This window comes from Shewanella sp. ANA-3 (assembly GCF_000203935.1).
In the GTDB taxonomy this organism is placed as follows: Bacteria; Pseudomonadota; Gammaproteobacteria; order Enterobacterales; family Shewanellaceae; genus Shewanella.
Genome location: NC_008577.1, coordinates 4,417,979 through 4,438,607 on the forward strand (window position 1 = coordinate 4,417,979; position 20,629 = coordinate 4,438,607).

Consider the following 20,629-nt stretch of genomic DNA (forward strand, 5'->3'; position numbering starts at 1 on the left):
GACAATTAACTTGGGAAAATGAGGGGATGAATTGACTCGCGGCAAAATATCGACCCGAGTTGTTCTAAAATTAAGCACAATCAATTCAAAAAGTTAGCTCACAATATCATCAAAAATGTATCGAGAAATAAAATAACCGCTAAAAATCAATAAATTAAACACCTTAAAACCCACAATTTGATTATGTGATTTTCACAACAACATTCGATAAAAAACTTTGAATAATTGTAAATTTTTGCATATATTGCCCGCACTTTTTACCTTGCCCTCAGCCAGTACCCATACAAGCCGCACCACCCTAGCCGTTTGTAGGTTCTGCCCTCGGAGCAGGAACTGAGTACAACTTTATTTAGCGTCTACCCCTACAACAGGAAATAACAATGAAAAAGACATGCCTATGTCTAGCATTAATGCTTTCACCTCAAGCATTTGCTGGTGACTTAGTACAGTGGTGGGATTTCAGTGCAACCGCCCTTTATGGCGAAGACTACGACTTGGCTCCTTCGGACAAGCAAACGACAGTCACACTCGAAACCGCTGGTGCATGGAAATACGGTGATTGGTTTGCCTTCCAAGATTTTATCTACTTCAAAGGCGACCACACGGGCATGGATAGCACCACCTACGGAGAGATTTCACCTCGCTTTAGCGCGAGCAAAATCCTCGGCGAAAAAATTGCGTTCGGCCCTATTACCGATCTTTCATTAGCCCTTACCTACGAAGAAGGTGAAGGCCCTGTGCATAGCTTGCTCTATGGCTTAGGGGTCGATGTTGCCGTACCTTACTTTACCTACCTTAACTTCAACACTTATCGTCGCGATGCAATGAGCTCAGGCAATATCAGTGATGGCTGGCAGTTCACCCCAGTCTTCAGAATTGATATCCCTGTAGGTTCGGCCAATATCGTGCTCGATGGCTTTATCGATTGGGTATTTGCCACGGATAACAGTGGCTACGAAGAAAACTTCCACTTCAACCCGCAGCTGAAATACGATTTGGGTAAGAGCCTATTTGGTGACCATAAGGCAAATAAATTGCTTGTCGGTATCGAGTACGATCTGTGGACCAACAAATACGGCGTGAAAGGTGTCGACCAAGACACTTATTCTGTGATTGCTCAGTACCACTTCTAATCTAAGTGATACAGCCCGCCTTGGCGGATACAGCGAATAAAAAAGGTGCCTAGGGCACCTTTTTTATTACGCACGCAACACTCGCTTTGCAGGGGAGCGCGTCGGCGAATTAAGCCAGAAGCTTCTTAGCCGCAGCTACAACGATAGAAACAGCACTGACTTCAGTTTGCTTCATTGTCGCTTCGTTCGGGATTTCCTGTTGAGTGCGGTTTACGATAACGCCAGCCACACACGCCGCACGCCAACCTTGAGTCGCACACATAGTGAATAGGGTCGCTGATTCCATTTCATAGTTCAGCACGCCCATATCCTGCCACTCTTTCATTGAGCCAGCAAAACGACGGGTCACACGGCCAGTCACAGTGTCATAGCGCTCTTGACCTGGGTAGAAGGTATCAGAAGATGCAGTAACACCGATATGAGGCTCTACGCCCGCATCGCGGCACGCAGCAACCATAGCTGTGGTACATTCGAAGTTAGCAACCGCTGGGAACTCCATAGGTGCAAAATGCAAGCTCGCGCCATCTAAACGCACTGACGCTTGAGTCACAATTACATCACCCACATTTACATGGGGTTGAATCGCACCTGTGGTGCCCACACGCAGGAAGGTATTCACGCCTAATTGCGCTAACTCTTCTACTGCGATAGAAGTCGATGGACCACCGATACCGGTAGAGCAAATCACCACTGGCTTACCGTCAGCATACGCTAAGTAGCTGGTGTACTCGCGGTGGCTTGCGAGGAATGTGGCATTATCCATTAACTCGGCAATACGTTTTACACGCTCTGGATCGCCCGGCACAATCGCCAAAGTGGCACCATCGAGCATCGCTTTGGTCAAACCTAAGTGAAATACATCAGCCATCGTGAAAACCCCTTTCATTTTTGATAATAAAATTCTTATTGAATCGACTTTAACCTAGTATCGAAGCGGTGAAGGTTAACTTGATCACAGAATTATCGGCAAGAAGAATTGTTCATTCGTAATGTAATTACCAAACCTATTACAGCTTGATCACAAAGATAGCAAATCTGTGATGTTTCTGTAGGCACTCGTCAATCAGGTGAAAGTAAGTGTGAGCCAGATCTGACTCACTCGCCACACCGAGCAATATAAAAGATATAGGTTATTGATTTATAGCTAGTTTGCTGAAATCACCCTTTAGTATTAATCTGTAGGAGGACAAATATTGATCCATATCACGTTTCATCATCGTGCCTAAGGTTAGGGTTAAGACGAGACTAAAGCACGATAAAAGACGACAAGGAGAACGCCAATGTTTCCAGAATATCGAGATCTCATTACCACCTTAAAGACTCAAGATGCTCATTTTCAACGTAAATTCAACGAGCACAATCAATTAGATGAAGAAATCAAACAACTGGAAAAACGCGTTGGCAGTGATTTCAATCCCACAGTGAAAGAACTCAAAAGCAAAAAACTGCATTTAAAAGAAGAGATCTATCAAATTCTCAAATCCCACAATTAAGTGGTGACGCCAAAAACGAAGGGCGCCTAAGCGCCCTTTTTGTTGCCTTGCGGTCAAGATTACAGGTAGTAATCCTTCAGAGGTGGGAAACCGTTAAAGCACACCGCTGAATAAGTCGTGGTGTAAGCACCGGCGGTTAACCAGTACATACGGTCTCCAATCGCTAGGTCATTCGGCAGACCATAGCTGTAGTGTTCGTACATGATGTCGGCGCTATCGCAGGTCGGGCCGGCGATAACACATTTATCCAACTCACCTTGTTTATGGGTGAAGATTGGGAATTTGATTGCTTCATCCATGGTTTCGATTAAACCAGAGAACTTACCCACATCGGTAAATACCCAACGCTCTAATGCGGTGTAGGATTTCTTACTGATCAGCACCACCTCAGACACCAATACCCCAGCGTTAGAGATCAGCGAGCGACCCGGCTCCAGAATGATCTGTGGCAAATCGTCACCAAAATCTTCCTTCAGGAAGTGGGTGATTTGTTCAGCATACACACCGAGTTGATTGGTTTTGTCGATATAGTTAGCAGGGAAACCGCCACCCATATTGATCATCTTCAGGACGATATTGTGCTCATCGCGCAGACGATCGAAAATGCTCTTCACTTTACCAATCGCCGAATCCCAAGCACCGATATCACGTTGCTGTGAACCCACGTGGAATGAAATACCAAAGGGCTCTAAGCCTAATTCATTCGCCAGAACTAACAGCTCATAAGCCATCTCATTTTGGCAACCAAACTTACGAGACAGTGGCCAGTCAGCGGTGTCTGTGCCTTCGGTCAGGATGCGCACATAGATGCGTGAACCCGGTGCTTCTTCGGCGATCATGCGTAAGTCGGCTTCAGAATCCGATGCATACATACGCACACCACGCTCATAAAACGCACGCACATCTTGACGCTTTTTGATGGTATTGCCATAGCTCACACGGTCAGGCGTTACGCCCACGTTAGTGACCATATCTAATTCATAAATCGACGCAATATCGAAGTTTGACCCTTTGTTTTTTAATAACGTCAGGATCTCAGCCGCAGGGTTTGCCTTAACTGCATAATAAACATCGGCATAAGGAAAACTATTAACCATGTCATCGTATTGTTTCGCAATGATACTGGTATCAATCACCACGAACGGGGTCGCTTTATCTTTAGCAAACTCTTCGATACGTTTGAAGGTTTGAGCATCATAATAGTCAGCAACATCAATAGATTGAAATTGGCTCATTGGGCCAGAGTCTCCTTTGGGTCAAATGGTAAAAAATTGGGTTATCTGTCTTAAAAACGTGCGCAGTAAACGCTATTTTTTTATTTAACGCAACGAATTTTTATGCTTAATAACTAACTTTTTATTCCGTGAAATTTTAAGCAGTGACAAACGTAAAAAAACTGCCATCAAAACAGATAATTATGCACAAGAGCACAACAGAGAATTTTGACGTTTTTGAGGTAGGAAAAATGAATTTTTTACGACGACAATCCAAGCTTATGCAGCTAAGGATTATCTGAGGAAAAATACTGAGTAACACTGGTCGGCCGATGAGCGATTCAAGCTCAACCCACACGAGCCCAAAATCACCACTCTAAACGAGATGGAATGAGTTGAGGGGTGGGCCCTTCAACATAGCCCCCCTCAACATTGACCACGAAGAACGAACTATTGCGACTCGTTTAATTTCGCTAGAGCTTGGCTTAAGGCTTCACTCGAATCGAAGTAGGCGATGTCCTGAATATTACGGTGATCCAGTAAAATCATCGTCGCCATATCTTTAGTATCGGGTAACAGGCGGCTGATCTCGCCCTCTATGTCTAACCCAATGGCAAAAGGCAACTCCTGCATTTGCGGCACAGCGACAAATTTGGCGATCAGTGATGGCATACCACTGATATCCGCCACATAGACTAAGTGCTGCGGAAACTTATCTCCCGCCAATGGCGTCAGGGTTTCTTTAATAATATCGCCGCCTTTCATACTGCGGCTAAAGAGCACCACTTTGGTGTCGTCGGTCACACTGACCGCTTGCTCGTTTTGATCCTGTAATGAAATAGGATTGATCGCATCCCCAGCAACATAACTTGCCGCCAAGGCCATCATGGGAGTGAAAAGGAAGGACAGGCACAACAACAGCTTTCTCATAAACACTTAACTCCATTTTTGATACGGGCAATAGCATACCCGAGTCTCGCAATCGGCTCATTTAATCCGAACCATTACATGATACGCTTCACAATGCATGACGAATACGCCTTTCAAAGCAATTGTGCGTTATACTAGGGCGGTTAAATTTATTGCAAGGATATCATAATGATAACACCAGGACTCGATCAAGAATTGCAACAACTGCAGGGCGTTTACCAGCTGATCACCGAGTTTTTAGTCAATTATAGTTTCCAATTACTCGGTGCCGCTCTGGTCTTTTTGTTGGGTCTGTGGGTCGCCAGCAAAGTCTCGCGCTTAGTGGCCAAACAGTGTGAAAAACACCAAATCGACATCACCCTCAGTAACTTTGTCAGCAATCTGGTCCGTATCCTGATCATTGTCATGGTGGCGATTATAGCCCTCGGCAAGATAGGCATTAGCGTCACCCCCATGGTAGCAGCGATTGGTGCGGCTTCTCTCGGCGCCGGTTTAGCCCTACAGGGCATGCTGTCGAACTATGCCGCTGGGGTCACTATTATTGTGACTCGCCCTTTTGTGGTCGGAAATACCATCGAAATCAAAGGTGAAAGCGGTGTCGTCACGCGGATTAATTTGGGGATGACGATTTTAACCAATGAGGAAGGCGAGCAAATTAGCATTCCTAACAAGCACATCGTCGGCGAGATCTTACATAACTCCTTCAGCAATAAGCTGGTCGAAACCCAATTTAACCTGAGTTATAACAACGACCCAGAGGCGGCAATAAGCCTCATCACTGAGCTGCTGAGCCAAAACCCCAATGTCAGTCAGGACACTACGCCAAATATTGGTATCAATGGTTTTAATGCCATCGGCATCGAGATTGGTGTGCGTTACTGGGTACCGACCCAAAGTTACTTCCAGCATAAATACAAGATAAATCTAGCGATTTACAACGCCCTCAAACAGGCTGGAATCGAAATGGCTTGCCCAGTGCGAGAAATTCATCTGCAAGAAAAGTAAGCACCTCCATCGAGGCGAATGGCTTCAAGCATTCGCCTCATCTGGCACAGTTAACTTGCATTTTTTGCGGGATGCGCGTTTACTGTGCAGCCCAAATATCGATAGTGATGGAATACTATGTCGTTGATACTTATCATTATAGCCTTTGTCGTTCTGTTTATTCTTTTTGCCAAATACCAAAAAAAGAAGATACAAGCCGAAGCGCTTGCCACGGGGGAACCCTCGGCGCTACTCAATCACGGACTCACATTAATCAATCAGGGCGAAGTCAACTCGGGCCTAGACTATATTCAGCAGGCCGTTGATAAAGGCTTCGCCGTAGCCGCCATTGCCATGGCCGAGCTGTATTCGGGTCGATTCCCACAAGTCCCCGCCGATCCTAAGGCATCTGAATATTGGTATCGAAAAGCCGCCGAAATCGATCCGCAATATTTACCCATGCTCACCCTGACTAGCTTGGTCGCCTCAGAGGCGCAAACACCAGAGCAGTTACGCGAGCAGGTAGAACAACTCAAAGCCAGTGCTGAAGTGGGGCAAGTCGAGTTTCAATATGAGCTCGCCTATTTGTATCTCAGACAAGCCTTTCTCGATCCCGATGCAAGCCAAGCCATTTACTGGTTCGAAAAGGCGGCCGCCCAAGGCAACCAAGATGCCTATTACCACTTAGGTACGCTGTATTGGCACGATGAACGTGTCACGCCAGACTATAGCAAAGCGCGGGAATACTTTGAGAAAGCCGTCGCCGCCGGTGATGAACACGCAAAAGATAACTTAGGCCATATGCTGGCCTCAGGCCAAGGCGGCCCTAAGGATCTCGTCCGCGCCGAAGCCTTACTCAGCGAATATGCTGCAGAAAATGATTTTCGCCAGTATTACCTAGGCAAACGTTTCCTCTATGGTGAAGATTTTGCCGTCGACTACGGCAAAGCCCGCCACTGGTTAGAAAAATCCTGCGCCACTGACAATGTCTTTGCCAAGTTAGCGCTGGCACACCTTAAGCTACTCGACCCACAAACGGATGATGACTACCAGCAGGCAAGAACAGAATTCGAGACGCTGGCGTCCCAGTGGCAAGAGGAAGCCCTATTCGGTCTAGGTAAAATCTACGAGGAAGGCTTAGGCGTCTCGCGCCAACCGATTAAAGCCTTAATGTATTACCAACTGGCGGCCATGAGCCATATCAGTGACTATCAAGACGCATACGAGAAGCTCAGTAAGCGCTTGGGCACCTTAGAGATCCGCGAAGCCCAGAGTCTGTGTAATAACTTTCTGCATCAACACCCTATTCCCGATGAGCAGCAAACTTATTACTACCTTAACCAAGCAGAAATCTACCGCAAGGGTGAGCATCCGAGCCGCGAAGCGCTGCAAACCGCAGAGACTTGGTACCGCAAAGCCGCCGACTTGGGCAGCCAAGATGGCATGCAAGCCCTCGTTGACATCAACCGCCATGAGTCGATTGATAAACCGGTTCAGACATACATTTGGTCTAGCATATTACTGCGCAACTTTGGTCAATACGGGATGAATAGCGATCAACTCTTGTATCAACAACAGGCCCTTTCCCGCTTAACGGAGTCCGAGCTGTTGTATGCCCAAGATGAAATCGAGAGGATTGAAACTCAGCTAGCGCCTTACTTACAGAGCAACGAATAAGGGATAAGCTGCTGATTGCTAGGGTTTGGCCGCTTGACCCCTACACTTAAAACCACGGCTTAAGCCGTGGTTTTGCTCAAATGCCGTAGCAATGTTGCCAACGTAGGCGCAACGGTTTGATGGGATGGATAACACAAACCGATACGGCGGAACATCCGAGGCCCATCGAATTTAATCTGTTTAAGTCGAGGCTCGTCTTCGATTAATCCATCGGGGAGAAAACTCACCCCAAATCCCGCCAGTACCAACGACATAACCAAAGACTTAGATTCTGCCTTCGCCACCAAATTGAGCGACAAATTGCTGCAGGCGAGTAAGCCTATGGTTTGCTGGTGCGCCTCGCAGGGTGGGCACTCAATAAAGTCGTACTGACTTAACTCTTCGGGGCGAATACTGCTAACTTGGGCCAGTGAATGCTCCCTTGGCACACACAACACATAGTCCTCCTCCCACAGCGGAAAAAACACTTCATCCTCATGGCGTAAACTGTCTAAGGTTAATCGACAATCCGCAGGGCTTTGATAATCCACCAGCTCTAAATCTAAATGGCTAATCGCCTGATTGATTTGAGTTAATAGCCCAGCAAGGCGACGCTGACTCAGATCGGGCATCACGGCTAAACGCAACTTTTGTCGACTCGCTTTTGCCATAAATAGAGCGGGTAATTTACTGGCCTCCTCCACCAATTTAACCGCCAGCGGATACAGATAGTGGGCACTGTCCAAGGCTTTTACGCCTTTTTTACTGCGCTCGAATAAGGCGCCGCCAAGCTCTTCCTCTAACTGTTTAAGCCCAGCCGAGAGCGAGGGCTGGCTGACATAACAGCGCGTTGCCGCCGCCGTAATATTGTTTTCTTCATAAATCGCGATAAAAAAGCGCAATAAGCGTAAATCCACCATCTAACGTCACCCTATCAACCCAACATTCTGTCATAGGCAAAGCCTATCATATTCAGTGGAAATAAGTATTTTTCAGTCTATAAACCGCTACTTATACTGACTCCCAAGTTAGAGATCTATCAATCCACCTTATTTACCGCGTCTAAAGATAGGAATGACAAATGACAAAACCCACTCAGCCCCTCGTTGTGATCACTGGCGCCTCATCGGGCATAGGTGCCGCCATCGCTAAACAATTTAGCGCCGCAGGACACCCGCTATTACTACTGGCACGCCGTGTAGAGCCAATGCAAGCCCTTGAGTTACCCAATAGCCTAGCGATAGGCGTCGATGTGACAGACACAGACGCCATCAAGGCCGCCATTAACCAAGCGGAAGCACAGTTTGGCCCAGTCGGTTGCCTTATCAACAACGCCGGCGTCATGTTGCTTGGGCAAATCGATACCCAAGATCCCAACGAATGGAGCCGCATGCTCAATATCAATGTGATGGGCGTACTCAATGGTATCCATGCGGTTTTAGCCGGAATGAAGGCGCGCAAAACGGGCACCATTATCAATATCAGCTCAGTGGCGGGACGTAAGACCTTCCCCAACCATGCGGCTTATTGCGCGACAAAATTTGCCGTGCATGCCTTAACCGAAAACATCCGCGAAGAAGTCGCAATGGACGATGTACGCCTGATCACCATAGCGCCGGGAGCGGTCGAGACAGAACTCTTAAGCCACACCACGGATGATGCTATCAAAGCTGGCTACCAAGATTGGAAAGTACAAATGGGCGGCGTGATTGCCCCCGAAAACGTTGCCGCTGCAGCATTATTTGCTTGGCAACAACCGCAAAATGTCTGTGTGCGTGAGATAGTGTTAGCGCCGACACGCCAGCAACCTTAAGCGACTTGCTTGGCGCGACCTCACCGGAATCATGGGAAAAACGCAGTGTGCGAGTGCCGCTGCGTTAAGAAATCGACCGAGCGTCCTCAACACCGAGTAGTACAAAACTGCCCCCTAAACACAGCGAAAATGGAGCTAGATCATTCCGAATGACTACTTTAGCGATCGCAAATTTTACAAAGTGTTAACTCGATCACTCTCATTTTTCGCCCTCTCAGACCTAAAACCCTAGCTGCGACACAACAAGCTAATTTAGCAATAAAAACAAATCATTGTTTTTGAAAATGTAAATTCCCACCCAAATCAATCCACCACCAATCAATTAGATTTTTATCAATGAAATTTTTATCAATTAGATTTTTTTAATGAAAGTGATACACCTCAAATAAACATCCCATCACCTTTGATAAATTTATTCACAAGGTGGAAGCAATAGCCACATTCCACCAACAAAGTCATGTGAATGACAATTAAGAAAGGATGAGATGATGAAAACTTCAACTAAGATCGCAATCGCCGTCGCGCTAATCAGCAGTTTGGGACTTCAAGCCTACGCCGCCGAGGGAGGCAATCCCAAAAAGGGGAAACACCTCTATAAAAAAGAATGTAAAGCCTGCCATAGCCAAGGTGGTGAAGGTGGCGAGCTGACTCCAATGAGCAAAACCATGAGCCAATGGGATCGCTTCTTCGACAAAGATAAACACAAACTCAAACCTGAGGTATTCAACGGCCTCACCGAACAAGATCTCAAAGATATACAGCAATTCCTGTATGACCATGCCGCCGACTCGGAGCAACCGCAAACCTGCGGTTAATCGCTGCGAAGCCTAAATCAAAGGGATAACCGCAGGCCTGCAACTGTAAGTTAACCCATTGAAATAAAATCCAAGCCCAATAAGAGAAAAATGGGGAGCACACCTCAGGGCCTCCTGTTGGGTAAATTTGGCACATGGCCTTGAGCCAGTGCCAGCGGAACACTCAGGGAGAAACCCTATGCGTACACCTACACTCATTTCGATATTGGTTGCGAATGCGCTGTTTATGTCCGGCCAAACCTTTGCCGCCGCCAATGAAACGCCAGCGGACACCCAAAAAATGGCCGAGCTGAAACAACAACTGGCCGATATCACCGAACAGCTCGATGAACTCAATAGCCGTGTCGATAAAACCGAGCGCCACACCTCGTTAGACCGCCTTGAAATCACTGGCGACTTTAGAACTAAGGCCCACTCATTGCATTACCGCGATGTCGTTTGGAACCCCGCCATTAAGGTCAACTTTAATGACTTTGGCGCCAAGGCCATGGCCGGCGTCTTTGGGATGCCAAACGATCCTAACTCGCCACTCGGGCAAATGATGCAAGCCAATCCCGATCTGGCCGCCGCCTTTCAAAATGGCATGCTACAGGGCGTGATGCCCTACGTACTGGCGCAGCAACATATCCAAGATATTGATAACGATATCTTTTACACCACTCGCCTGCGGTTAAATCTTAAGGCCAAGGTATGGGATAACGTTAGCTTTGCCGGTCGTCTGAGCATGTATAAAAACTGGGGCGACTCCACAGGTGTACAAGTGTTCGACTCCTGGCGCTCATTTACTATGGATGGCACCAACAGCGGCAACACCAGTGGTGACTGGTTAAGGGTAGAGCGCGCCTATTTCGACTGGAAAAAAATTAATGGCTCTGAGTTTTACCTCTCAATTGGCCGCCGCCCATCCACCTATGGCCCACCAAGCCACTACCGTGAAAATGAACTGCGTGGCGGCACGCCTTCAGGCCATTTAGTCAACTTTAACTTTGATGGCGCCACCTTGGGCTACAACCTAGGGGAAATCACTGGGGTTGAAGGGCAAGTGGTTCGCTTCTGTTATGGCCAAGGCTTTGAATCCCAATGGGGTAATGGCGAAATGTTTGGCGATATCGTCACCAAGGATACCCACCTCGGCGGCTTTAATATCGATGCCATCAATGACGGCACTAACTTCCTGCAATTTACCCTGTTTGGTGCCAAAGACATCAACGACGGCTTTAAAGGCACTATGGCCTTCCCGACCCAACTGGCGGGTATTTTTGCCCCGACCATGTATCAGGATATGCAAAAGTTCGACAACTTTAACTTTGTCACCCGAGTACAACCCAGCGGCGTCATTGGTGATATGTACCTCGGCGGCATTGGTTTTGCGCGGGAAGAAGCTAACGATATCAAATGGTTTGCTTCACTGGGTTGGACACGCGCCGAGCCAAATGGTAATGCCGGAATGTTCGGCGGCATGTTATCCGATGCAGTGTTTGAAGCTGAGCTCAATAGCACTGGCACCGAAATCATTATGGTGCCGAAAACCAGCGATGATACCGATACCAAAGATGGTTATGGCATCTATGTGGGTATTCAAATCCCAGCGCCCTACGGCAAATTCGGCTTGGAATATAACTACGGTTCTAAATACTGGACGCCCTTCACCCAAGCCCAAGATGACCCAATCGGTAGCAAGTTAGCCACCCGTGGCCACGTCGGCGAAGCCTATTACATCTTTGATATCAATCCAAAAATGTTTATCAAACTGGCAGGACTCTACTACGACTACGAATACACAGGTAGCGGTACGCCTGTTGGCGCACCACAAAAAATCGATGAGGTGTTAGCGGGCTCAGCCTATTCAATGCTGCCGGTAGTCGATAAGGCCTTCGATGTGAACGCCTCGCTGACCATTAACTTCTAACCTAAATGCCATTCAGCCCTCGGTACTGCCGAGGGCAGGAGTACAGAATGAAAAAACTCATTGTTATTGCCTTAGCGGGTATGGCGTTGCAAGCGCAGGCTGCCAATCCCCATAAAGACGTTCTCAAAGGCCCCTTCGCCACAGGTTCTGAAGTCACTACTCAGTGCTTAACCTGCCACGAAGAACAAGCCACAGACATGATGAAAACCTCCCACTGGACATGGGAATTAGAACAAAAGCTCCCCGATAGAACCGTATTACGCGGTAAGAAAAACAGTATTAATAACTTCTGTGTGTCGATTTCCAGCAACGAGCCTCGCTGCACAAGCTGCCACGCAGGTTATGGCTGGAAGGACAGTAACTTTGATTTTAAAGACAAAACCAAAGTGGACTGCCTTGTCTGCCACGACACCACAGGCACCTATGTGAAAGACCCCGCCGGCGCAGGCGAACCCATGGCGAAACTCGATCTGGCGAAGATCGCCCAAAACGTCGGTGAACCCGTGCGGGATAACTGCGGTAGCTGTCATTTCTATGGTGGCGGTGGTGATGCGGTCAAACATGGGGATCTCGACTCCTCCATGGCCTACCCTGATAAAGCCACCGATGTGCACATGGACAGCGACGGCAATAACTTCCAATGCCAAAACTGTCATACCACTGAAAAACATCAAATTTCGGGTAATGCTATGGGGGTCTCCCCAGGCGGTATCGACCATATAGGTTGTGAAAACTGCCACGACAGTGCGCCGCACAGCAACAAAAAGCTCAATACCCATACCGCAACCGTGGCCTGCCAAACCTGCCATATTCCCTTCTTCGCTAAGAATGAACCCACCAAGATGCACTGGGATTGGTCAACTGCGGGTGATGATAAACCTGAGACCGTTGATCAATATGGCAAACACACCTATCAGAAGAAAAAGGGTGACTTTGTGTGGGAGAAAATGGTCAAGCCCCAGTACGCTTGGTACAACGGCACGGCTAACGCTTATATGGCGGGGGACAAGATGGACCCGAATGTCGTCACTAAGCTGACCTACCCTATGGGCGACATTAACGATGCTAAAGCCAAGATTTATCCCTTTAAGGTGCACACAGGTAAGCAGATTTACGACAAGAAACTCAACATCTTTATCACCCCCAAAACCTATGGCAAGGGCGGATACTGGAGCGAGTTTGATTGGAATTTAGCGGCGAAACTAGGTATGGAAGCCAATCCAACCATGTTGGAAAAAGGCATCAAATACAGTGGTGAATATGACTTTGCCGCCACTGAAATGTGGTGGCGTATCAACCACATGGTATCGCCGAAGGAACAAGCCCTTAACTGTAATGACTGCCACAACAAAGGCACTCGCCTCGATTGGCAAGCCTTAGGCTATCAAGGCGATCCAATGAAAAACAAGCAAGGCCCTAAGCACAAACAACCATAAGCTGTTCCACTCGCTATCGCCTAACCGAACTTAAGGCATAGCGAGTATCGCTCCCCTGCAAACCTTTGAGAGCTTAGCACCCGCTGGCTAAGCTCTCTTTTTTATCGTGCTATACCTGCCAACAAAGACAAATCGCCGCAGTTAAAAAATATTACTGTCCCAGTTTGTCTCAACCTACAGGCGTGAAAAGGAGTTTGGCTCTGTTTATAAGTCAAATTAACTGATTTTTATGGCATTTATTTTGCCTAATCAGGCAATGTTCAATTGTGGCAACCTCTATGACCGCGGGCAAAACCCCAACACAGCACTCGACTCAACCGCTTAACCGTTTACTCGGTGAAACCAGCGGCGCCTTCGCCGACCTAGGCACTTTTTTACCCTTAGTCTTGGGCTTAATCGCCCTAAACCAATTTTCGCCCCAAGGGATATTTTTGGGCTTTGGCCTATTCGCAATCTTAAGCGCCTTATTTTATCGCCGCCCTATTCCCGTCCAACCCATGAAGGTGATCGCCGCCCTCGTAATCGCCCAAGGCTTAACACCAGGGATGCTCCAAGCCAGTGCCATGCTGATGGGTATCATACTGTTAATCTTGGCCTTTAGCGGCGCCATTACTTGGCTTGCAAAACAATTATCCCAAGCCGTGAGTGTCGGTATTCAACTAGCTATTGGTCTGCAGTTGATGTGGATGGGCACTAAGATGATGAGCGACTTTTGGCTGCTCGGACTCGGCGCGTTTGCCTTGCTATTTGTGAGTAAGTTCTTACCCTTACGCTACCTTGCCATGCCACTCGTTATCGCTGCAGGCATGTTATGGCAAGCCAATAGTCAAACCGACATTGCCACCAGCCTGAACATTCCCGCTTTGAGTACATCCTTACATTTAGCTTGGCCTAGCCTTAACGAGTGGAGTTCAGCAGCGATTTTACTGGTGCTGCCACAGCTCGCCCTCACCTTAACCAATGCGGTTATTGCAACTTCAGCCATGGCGCAGGAAAAATTCCCTGAAGACGCCGCCAAACTCACGCCCAAGAATTTGGCCATTAGCTCTGGGCTTGCCAATTTGTTACTCGCGCCTTTTGGTGCGGCAGCCATGTGCCATGGCGCGGGAGGCCTTGCGGTGCAATACCACTTTGGCGCGCGCACTCACCTTGCGCCATTAATCTTCGGCGGTACTTGTGTGGTTATTGCCCTGTTTTGGGATAGCCAAATTGCATGGTTGCTAGGGCTTATCCCTGTGGCAATTCTCGGCAGTTTGCTGTCCATCGGCGGTTTGCAACTGGCGTGGTCAAAGCGCCTTATCGATGGCAAGCCCTTCTGTATCTTTGTGATCCTCGCAACCGCAGTCACTTGCTTGGCAGTCAACGCCGCCGCAGGGCTGGCTGTTGGCATTCTTCTCGAGCAGGGGCGCCGCACTTGGGCCATGCTCGCCATGCGTTAAGCACCGATATCTCCAAGAAAGTAAAAACCACAGCACATCTCAGTGCTGTGGTTTTATCCCTTAAAATGTTCTTGCCGGATTGGTTGGCGTATCCTTTTGTGCCAGCGCCCATTTCGCTATCGCATCCTTACGCATAAAACCCACTGTTGAGTGTGCTTTCGCATATTGAATAAACTTGTCTAAGGCATTGGCAAGACCAGGCGTCCCCCCGATACGGTCGTGCAAACTAATCGACATCATCCGCCGCTGGGATGCGCCTTCCTGATAGAGCATATCGAATTCATCTTTAAGCTCTTGTAAGAAGGCGGCAGCCGTCATCGCAGTATTGCCACCAAAGCGACCTATATCATTGTTACGTAAGGTATAAGGCACCACGGCAAACGGTTTACCCTGCACAAGGATAATTGAAGGCTCATCCCTTGATAAATCATCAATATGATAGATAAAACCTAGATCCTGCAGGATATTTAAGGTTTGGGTGCTATGGCGCATCCAAAACGCATTAAAGCCTATGGGACGCTGGCCGGTGATCTTTTCTAAAGTATTAATACTCTGGATATAAGAATCACGCTCCTGCGCTGGCGACATGCTGTATTGCGGCGTCCACGTCTGCCCATGGCCAGAAATCTCATGGCCTTCATCCGCCACTTGTTTTGCCAGCAATGGATGTAATTCGGCGGCGCGGCCCACCATGTGGGAGGTCACCTGAATATTGTGCTTACGCCATAAACGTAGCAAACGCGGTATCCCCTCATTCATCCCGTAGTCGTACCAACTGGGGGTAATAGTATCTGGATAACCCTGCTCCATTGGTGGAAACGGACCTTCGGCGTTTTTATCCTGCGCGCCAGCCTCAAACTGCATGGAGATAGAAATCACCAGTTGTTCGCCATTAGGCCAAAAACGATTATTCATACTGCCTCCTATTGAAGTTTGTGTTTGATCATCGAGTGCCACTAAACCTGGTAACCCCATGGAAAAGGCTGACTGACTTAGCCCTACACCTGCAATCAAGGCACCACCCGCCTGTAAACTGGTCTTTAAAAATTGTCGACGTGGGTTCATGACTTGGCTCCTGTGGTCACAGCTTTAGCGGCAAGCTGGCTAAATAGCGTTTGATAATCCTCAAGGTGCCAGTTATCTGTAATAAAACCCTCACGAACTCGGTACATATCTACGGCGCGAAAATCAATTTTTTGCCCTTGTCCACGCTGTTCACTAAAGACACCAGTAAAATGGCCATTAAAGCGGAGACGCACAACCGCACGGTCACCGACCACCAGCAGATGCTCAACGGTTACAGAGAGATCTGGCACCGCCGCCCTAAAGGTTTTAGAAGCGTCGAGCGGACCAGTAATCCCCTGTGCACGACCTTCTGGCAAGGTGCGGTCAATGAAACCAGTCGCTAATGCCCAGCGGGCAAATGTTGGGTCGCCGGTATCCCAAAAACTAGCGTATAACAAAGCGGCGTGGGCAATAGATTCAGCCTGTGGCGAACCATCGCTGATCCGCTCCATTGCCGTCACCTTAGGAGTAAGAGCGGTGTTGACATCAACACTGGCTTGGGTAGAACCTCCTTGAGCGGCAAACGCCGCCAAGCTAAGACTTGCAAGCGCAAAGCCAAAAATAGCTAAACCGAGTAATCCTGAGCTCCATAAACCGACTTTTATCCAAGGCGCAACTGCGCAATAAGTACGATGCTGCATTATGCAACCTCATCATCGCTAGAGCGGAACACAGCTCGCATCGCCGCTTGATAACTTGGATAATCCGTATATCCAGCCGCACTGCCACCAAATAATGGCCCCTTATCGAAGGGGGATAAAGGTAATTGATTGGCTAATCGATAGGGCAGATCCGGGTTAGCGATAAAGGCGCGACCAAAGGCCACTAAGTCGGCATAACCTTTTTCGATAACCTCATTGCCACGCTCGACATCGTAACGCCCCGCCACAATAATGCTGCCTTTAAACACTTTGCGTAGCTCGATTCTGAAGGACTCTGGCACTTGCGGCGCATCGTCCCAATCGGCTTCCGACAAGTGCAAATACGCTACGCCCAACGCCGATAAATGCTTAGCGGCTAACAGGATAGTATCGACTATCTCAGGGCAAGCCATATCCTTAAAAGTCACATAGGGTGCGAGGCGAACGCCTACTTTATCGGCGCCAATCTGGGCACTGACAGCTTCAACCACTTCCAATAAAAAGCGAATACGTTTTTCAGGCGTGCCGCCATAGGCATCGGTTCTGTGGTTAGAATTAGTTCGTAGGAATTGGTCGATGAGATAACCATTGCCACCGTGGATTTCGATACCATCGAAACCTGCGGCAACGGCATTTGCCCCTGCGTTAGCAAAGTCGGCGACCACGCGGTCGATATCCGCTTGGGTCATTTCCCTCGGCTCGGGACAGTCTACCATTTGCCCCTCGGGATGCTGCTCATCAACAATCCACACCTTAGTGCCTACAGGGGTTATCGCCGAAGGTGCAATGGGCGCTGCCCCCTGCTGAAAAATGGGATGGGACACCCGGCCCACATGCCAGATTTGATTAAATATTTTGCCACCCGCTTGATGAACCGCCGCAGTGACTTTTTGCCAGCCGTCAATTTGTGCCTCGGTATAAACGCCGGGGGTAAAAGAGTAACCTTGGCTGTCGTCCGAAATTTGGGTCGCTTCGGTGATGATCAGACCCGCCGACGCACGCTGGGCGTAATATTGCGCCATTAAGTCGTTGGGAATATTCCCATATTCCCAGGCTGTGTGGTACGCGCACGTGTCATCGGCGCCATCACGATACGATTTTGTAATGTCAGTGCCGCTGACTCATAGGCTGTAAATAAACTCATATGCACTCCGAACCATAAATGAAGTTTGAATATCTGAGTGCAATAGTGCATTAATTAATCTATATTGATAATCAGCCAAATATTTAAATCATTTTCAAAAATAATTTGATATGTACCATATAAACGATCTGCAACTCGCCCTGCGTATCGCGGCGCTCGAAAGCCTGTCCGCCGCCAGTAAAGAGGTCGGAATGACACCCGCAGCCGCTAGCGCCGCCCTACAACGGCTTGAAAAAAAGCTAGGTTGTCAGCTGTTTGCTCGCTCGACACGGCGATTGCAGCTCACGGAAGAAGGGCGAATATTTCTCGATACCGCCAAGCCTGCCCTCGCCTTACTCGAAACCGCTTCCGCCAATTTGGCCGAACATAGGGGCGAGCTGAAAGGTGAAGTACGCATTGCCCTGCCCTCTGATATAGGCCGCAGCCGGATCCGCAATTGGTTAGATGAACTGATGGATAGCGCGCCAGACCTGTCGATCCAACTTTATTTTGGCGACCATATGGCGGATCTTATCGATCAAAATATCCATTTGGCCCTACGCTATGGCCAGCTTGAAGATTCCAATCTAAAACGGCGCCAACTGTCGATGACGCCAAGAGTGCTCGTCGCCTCCCCCGCTTATCTTGCTCAACATGGTGAGCCGCAAACACTGAACGAACTGAGTCAGCACCAAGTGTTGATTTTAAATCGTGGCGGTGAGCCGTGGCAGAAGTGGAAATTTAGCCACAATGGTGAAGCCGTAGAGATTGAAGTGAGAGGAAAACGCTTCTGTAACGACGGTGCCGTAGTACGCGATTGGGCTCTGGCGGGTCGAGGTATCGCCTATAAGAGCTGGCTCGATGTGGCACAAGATGTCACCGAAGGCAGGCTAAAGCTTATTTTAGCCGACAAACTCGCGCCTGCGGTGCCACTGCAATTGGTCTACCTGCAAACCGACTACCCGAGCCATAAAATACGCCGCACCATTGAGTTTTTAGCGCATAAGCTGCAGCAATTTAGCTTGGAATATCCAGCGCCTTAGAGCTTAGCTTAGAGGCAACTTGGCTGATTTAAACCACAGTGACTCCATCACGAAGCGCGCATCTTCAGGTTATTAAAGGGAAACTCTAACCTTTAGGTAGCACCACAGTTACCACGCAGCCCTGTTGCCAAGGCAATCTGGCATGTGTCGATTGCTGACAATTTTCAATTTGAATACTGCCATGGTGGCGGCTGACGACATCTTTACAAATTGCTAAGCCCAAACCGAGCCCCGCATCCTTGGTGGAGGCAAACGAGGCCATTAACTCGCTGGCTTGGCGCTGTAAACCTTCGCCATTATCTATGACTAATACTTTGATTTCACTAGAGTGATAATAGATCTCAATCCTTAGCTGCCGTGCGCGGTTATCCTTGCAGGCCTCCAGCGCATCGAGACTGTTTTTCACTAGGTTGACCCACATTTGGCTGAGGCCAACGCTGTCGCCCATCAATTCAAAGGGATGACCTTCGACTTGTAGCGTCACTTGTACCTCGGCGCGGTCTAACTCACGTCGCAGTAGGGCGAGGGCCTCTTTGACCACTAAGGTGACATTCAGCGATTCAGCCTTGGCCTGACGGCGCTTAAGCAAACCGCGAATACGGTGCACAACTGCCCCCGCCCGTATCGATTGCGCGTTGATTTTACCTAAAATATCATAGAGTTCAGGATTATCCTGTCCCAGTCTTTCTAGCTGTATCATGGCGCCTTCACTGTATTGAGTAATGGCGGCTATGGGTTGATTTAACTCATGGGCTAAGCCCGCGCCAATCTCCCCGAGAATCGCCGCACTCTGCAACCGCTCTAGCTGCAAGGCTTTATCCTTTAACTGCCGTTCAGTGCTGACCAAAAACTCGCTCTTTTGGCGAAATTTATACTCGAGCCACAGGTGATAAATGGTCGATACGATAAAGATCAGCAGCAATACCCCGCCCCACTCTTTGTTTTTCTCCATCCATTTATAGACGGTTTGATACAGGGGCGGCGACGCGCCTTGAAGCTGTAATTCTTTAAATAACTCAATCACCTTGAGCTGGCTCACTGGTGCCGTCCAACCTAAGGTATCGGCGGTAATCGCCGCCGCATGATCGGCGGGCAAGTCAAACAAAGCACGGGTGATTTGCATGGTAATCCGCGGCGATACTGTATCCGCCGCCGCAAATGACCAGTTGGGATAGAGCTGAGTGCTCACCTCGCAATCATAGCCAGGCGGATTGGTTGGATGAATAACCCGATAGTCGACCTGATTGATAAGCCCGGTTTCAATCATCTCCTCTAAGGTACAAAAAGGCGCAATGGCAGCGTCGGCATTGCCATCGCGCACTTGGTAGATTAACGGCTCGAGGGGAAAACCTAAGAATCGCACGTCACCGAAAAACTGCTCCGGCAGATAACCCATTTTATGCAGCAGTCCCATCGCCGCCTGATAGCCACCGAGTGCCTGCGGATCGCTGGCAACCACATTCTTACCCCGTAAATCCTGCAAACTGCGGATTGGACTATCGGCACGCACAATAATGGTCGCGCCTATGGTAAAAGTGCTGCCCTGATGCTTACGACTCTTCATGGTCGCCAACCACGAGAGCGGAAAGTTATTACTCAAGTGCAGATACTGGCCGGGGTTGGTGACAATAAATTGCAAATCGTGGCTAAGTAGTTGGCTGCGCATGCCATTAAAATCCACTGGCACCACTTCGAAACGGCTATTGGGGACTTTTTCGCTGAGATAATCCATCATTGGCTGCCAGCGTTGTTTCGCCTGTAACACGCCATGATTGGCCAATACCCCCACTTTAAATTCATTCAGGGTAATGTCCTCATCGGCATAGGACAAATTGAGCCCCATTAGGCTCAAGATGCAACTCACTACTAGCGCCCTACACCAAGTTACCATTGCTATTGCCTTGTCTTATATGCCTTTGTCTTCGGGACACTCTA

General features: G+C 48.6%; 17 protein-coding genes and 1 pseudogene. 10 read left to right on the forward strand and 8 right to left on the reverse strand.

Annotated features, from left to right (window positions below; genetic code table 11):
* Nucleotides 1-380: 380 nt before the first annotated feature.
* Nucleotides 381-1,133: an outer membrane protein OmpK gene (locus tag SHEWANA3_RS19210; protein WP_011624235.1), complete on the forward strand. Its 753-nt coding sequence runs from the start codon at nucleotides 381-383 to the stop codon at nucleotides 1,131-1,133.
* A gap of 109 nt (nucleotides 1,134-1,242) precedes the next feature.
* Here SHEWANA3_RS19210 and udp read toward each other — a convergent pair whose 3' ends face one another.
* Nucleotides 1,243-2,001, reverse strand: coding sequence for a uridine phosphorylase (udp, locus tag SHEWANA3_RS19215; RefSeq protein ID WP_011624236.1), 759 nt, complete (start codon nucleotides 1,999-2,001; stop codon nucleotides 1,243-1,245).
* Between the two features lie 412 nt (nucleotides 2,002-2,413).
* Between udp and SHEWANA3_RS19220 the strand changes: the two genes are divergently transcribed.
* Entirely contained in the window at nucleotides 2,414-2,626 is a 213-nt protein-coding gene (locus SHEWANA3_RS19220) for a YdcH family protein (protein WP_011624237.1), read from the forward strand.
* A 59-nt stretch (nucleotides 2,627-2,685) separates the two neighbouring features.
* Here the strand turns inward: SHEWANA3_RS19220 and SHEWANA3_RS19225 are convergent, their stop codons facing one another.
* Both SHEWANA3_RS19225 and SHEWANA3_RS19230 read right to left on the reverse strand, forming a co-directional pair.
* A complete protein-coding gene (locus tag SHEWANA3_RS19225; RefSeq protein ID WP_011718446.1) occupies nucleotides 2,686-3,861 on the reverse strand; it encodes a type III PLP-dependent enzyme in 1,176 nt (391 codons plus the stop codon).
* A 429-nt stretch (nucleotides 3,862-4,290) separates the two neighbouring features.
* Nucleotides 4,291-4,770 (reverse strand): hypothetical protein, encoded by a 480-nt coding sequence (locus SHEWANA3_RS19230; protein WP_011718447.1) that lies wholly within the window; start codon nucleotides 4,768-4,770, stop codon nucleotides 4,291-4,293.
* Between the two features lie 168 nt (nucleotides 4,771-4,938).
* On the opposite strand from SHEWANA3_RS19230, the gene SHEWANA3_RS19235 reads away from it, so the two are divergent.
* Nucleotides 4,939-5,775 carry a mechanosensitive ion channel family protein gene (locus tag SHEWANA3_RS19235; protein WP_011718448.1) on the forward strand — a complete coding sequence of 279 codons (837 nt, stop codon included), beginning with the start codon at nucleotides 4,939-4,941 and terminating at the stop codon, nucleotides 5,773-5,775.
* A gap of 117 nt (nucleotides 5,776-5,892) precedes the next feature.
* Complete coding sequence (locus SHEWANA3_RS19240; RefSeq protein WP_011718449.1) at nucleotides 5,893-7,431, forward strand: tetratricopeptide repeat protein; 1,539 nt, start codon at nucleotides 5,893-5,895, stop codon at nucleotides 7,429-7,431.
* A gap of 59 nt (nucleotides 7,432-7,490) precedes the next feature.
* Here SHEWANA3_RS19240 and SHEWANA3_RS19245 read toward each other — a convergent pair whose 3' ends face one another.
* A complete protein-coding gene (locus SHEWANA3_RS19245) occupies nucleotides 7,491-8,330 on the reverse strand; it encodes a LysR family transcriptional regulator (protein WP_011718450.1) in 840 nt (279 codons plus the stop codon).
* Between the two features lie 161 nt (nucleotides 8,331-8,491).
* Here SHEWANA3_RS19245 and SHEWANA3_RS19250 point away from each other — a divergent pair, with 161 nt between their 5' ends.
* The 5 genes from SHEWANA3_RS19250 to SHEWANA3_RS19270 all read left to right on the forward strand — a co-directional run bounded on the left by SHEWANA3_RS19250 (nucleotide 8,492) and on the right by SHEWANA3_RS19270 (nucleotide 14,822).
* Complete coding sequence (locus SHEWANA3_RS19250; RefSeq protein WP_011718451.1) at nucleotides 8,492-9,223, forward strand: SDR family oxidoreductase; 732 nt, start codon at nucleotides 8,492-8,494, stop codon at nucleotides 9,221-9,223.
* 485 nt (nucleotides 9,224-9,708) lie between these two features.
* Nucleotides 9,709-10,038, forward strand: coding sequence for a c-type cytochrome (locus SHEWANA3_RS19255; RefSeq protein ID WP_011718452.1), 330 nt, complete (start codon nucleotides 9,709-9,711; stop codon nucleotides 10,036-10,038).
* Nucleotides 10,039-10,216: 178 nt separating this feature from the next.
* On the forward strand, nucleotides 10,217-11,947 hold the full coding sequence (locus tag SHEWANA3_RS19260; RefSeq protein ID WP_011718453.1) for a DUF3373 domain-containing protein: 1,731 nt from the start codon (nucleotides 10,217-10,219) through the stop codon (nucleotides 11,945-11,947).
* A 47-nt stretch (nucleotides 11,948-11,994) separates the two neighbouring features.
* Nucleotides 11,995-13,383, forward strand: a complete 1,389-nt coding sequence (locus tag SHEWANA3_RS19265; protein WP_011718454.1) for a tetrathionate reductase family octaheme c-type cytochrome — start codon at nucleotides 11,995-11,997, stop codon at nucleotides 13,381-13,383.
* A 278-nt stretch (nucleotides 13,384-13,661) separates the two neighbouring features.
* Nucleotides 13,662-14,822 (forward strand): putative sulfate/molybdate transporter, encoded by a 1,161-nt coding sequence (locus SHEWANA3_RS19270; protein ID WP_011718455.1) that lies wholly within the window; start codon nucleotides 13,662-13,664, stop codon nucleotides 14,820-14,822.
* Nucleotides 14,823-14,882: 60 nt separating this feature from the next.
* Here the strand turns inward: SHEWANA3_RS19270 and SHEWANA3_RS19275 are convergent, their stop codons facing one another.
* The 3 genes and pseudogenes from SHEWANA3_RS19275 to SHEWANA3_RS19285 all read right to left on the reverse strand — a co-directional run bounded on the left by SHEWANA3_RS19275 (nucleotide 14,883) and on the right by SHEWANA3_RS19285 (nucleotide 17,672).
* Nucleotides 14,883-15,887, reverse strand: a complete 1,005-nt coding sequence (locus SHEWANA3_RS19275; RefSeq protein WP_011718456.1) for a polysaccharide deacetylase family protein — start codon at nucleotides 15,885-15,887, stop codon at nucleotides 14,883-14,885.
* Nucleotides 15,884-16,528 (reverse strand): ester cyclase, encoded by a 645-nt coding sequence (locus SHEWANA3_RS19280; protein ID WP_011718457.1) that lies wholly within the window; start codon nucleotides 16,526-16,528, stop codon nucleotides 15,884-15,886. The genes SHEWANA3_RS19275 and SHEWANA3_RS19280 overlap by 4 nt, the downstream gene beginning before the upstream one ends.
* Nucleotides 16,528-17,672 (reverse strand): annotated as a pseudogene (locus SHEWANA3_RS19285) (alkene reductase). The gene SHEWANA3_RS19280 and the pseudogene SHEWANA3_RS19285 overlap by 1 nt, the downstream one beginning before the upstream one ends.
* 110 nt (nucleotides 17,673-17,782) lie before the next feature.
* Here SHEWANA3_RS19285 and SHEWANA3_RS19290 point away from each other — a divergent pair.
* On the forward strand, nucleotides 17,783-18,694 hold the full coding sequence (locus SHEWANA3_RS19290; RefSeq protein WP_011718458.1) for a LysR family transcriptional regulator: 912 nt from the start codon (nucleotides 17,783-17,785) through the stop codon (nucleotides 18,692-18,694).
* 85 nt (nucleotides 18,695-18,779) lie between these two features.
* Here SHEWANA3_RS19290 and SHEWANA3_RS19295 read toward each other — a convergent pair whose 3' ends face one another.
* Nucleotides 18,780-20,591 (reverse strand): PhnD/SsuA/transferrin family substrate-binding protein, encoded by a 1,812-nt coding sequence (locus SHEWANA3_RS19295; RefSeq protein ID WP_041412817.1) that lies wholly within the window; start codon nucleotides 20,589-20,591, stop codon nucleotides 18,780-18,782.
* Nucleotides 20,592-20,629: the final 38 nt, after the last annotated feature.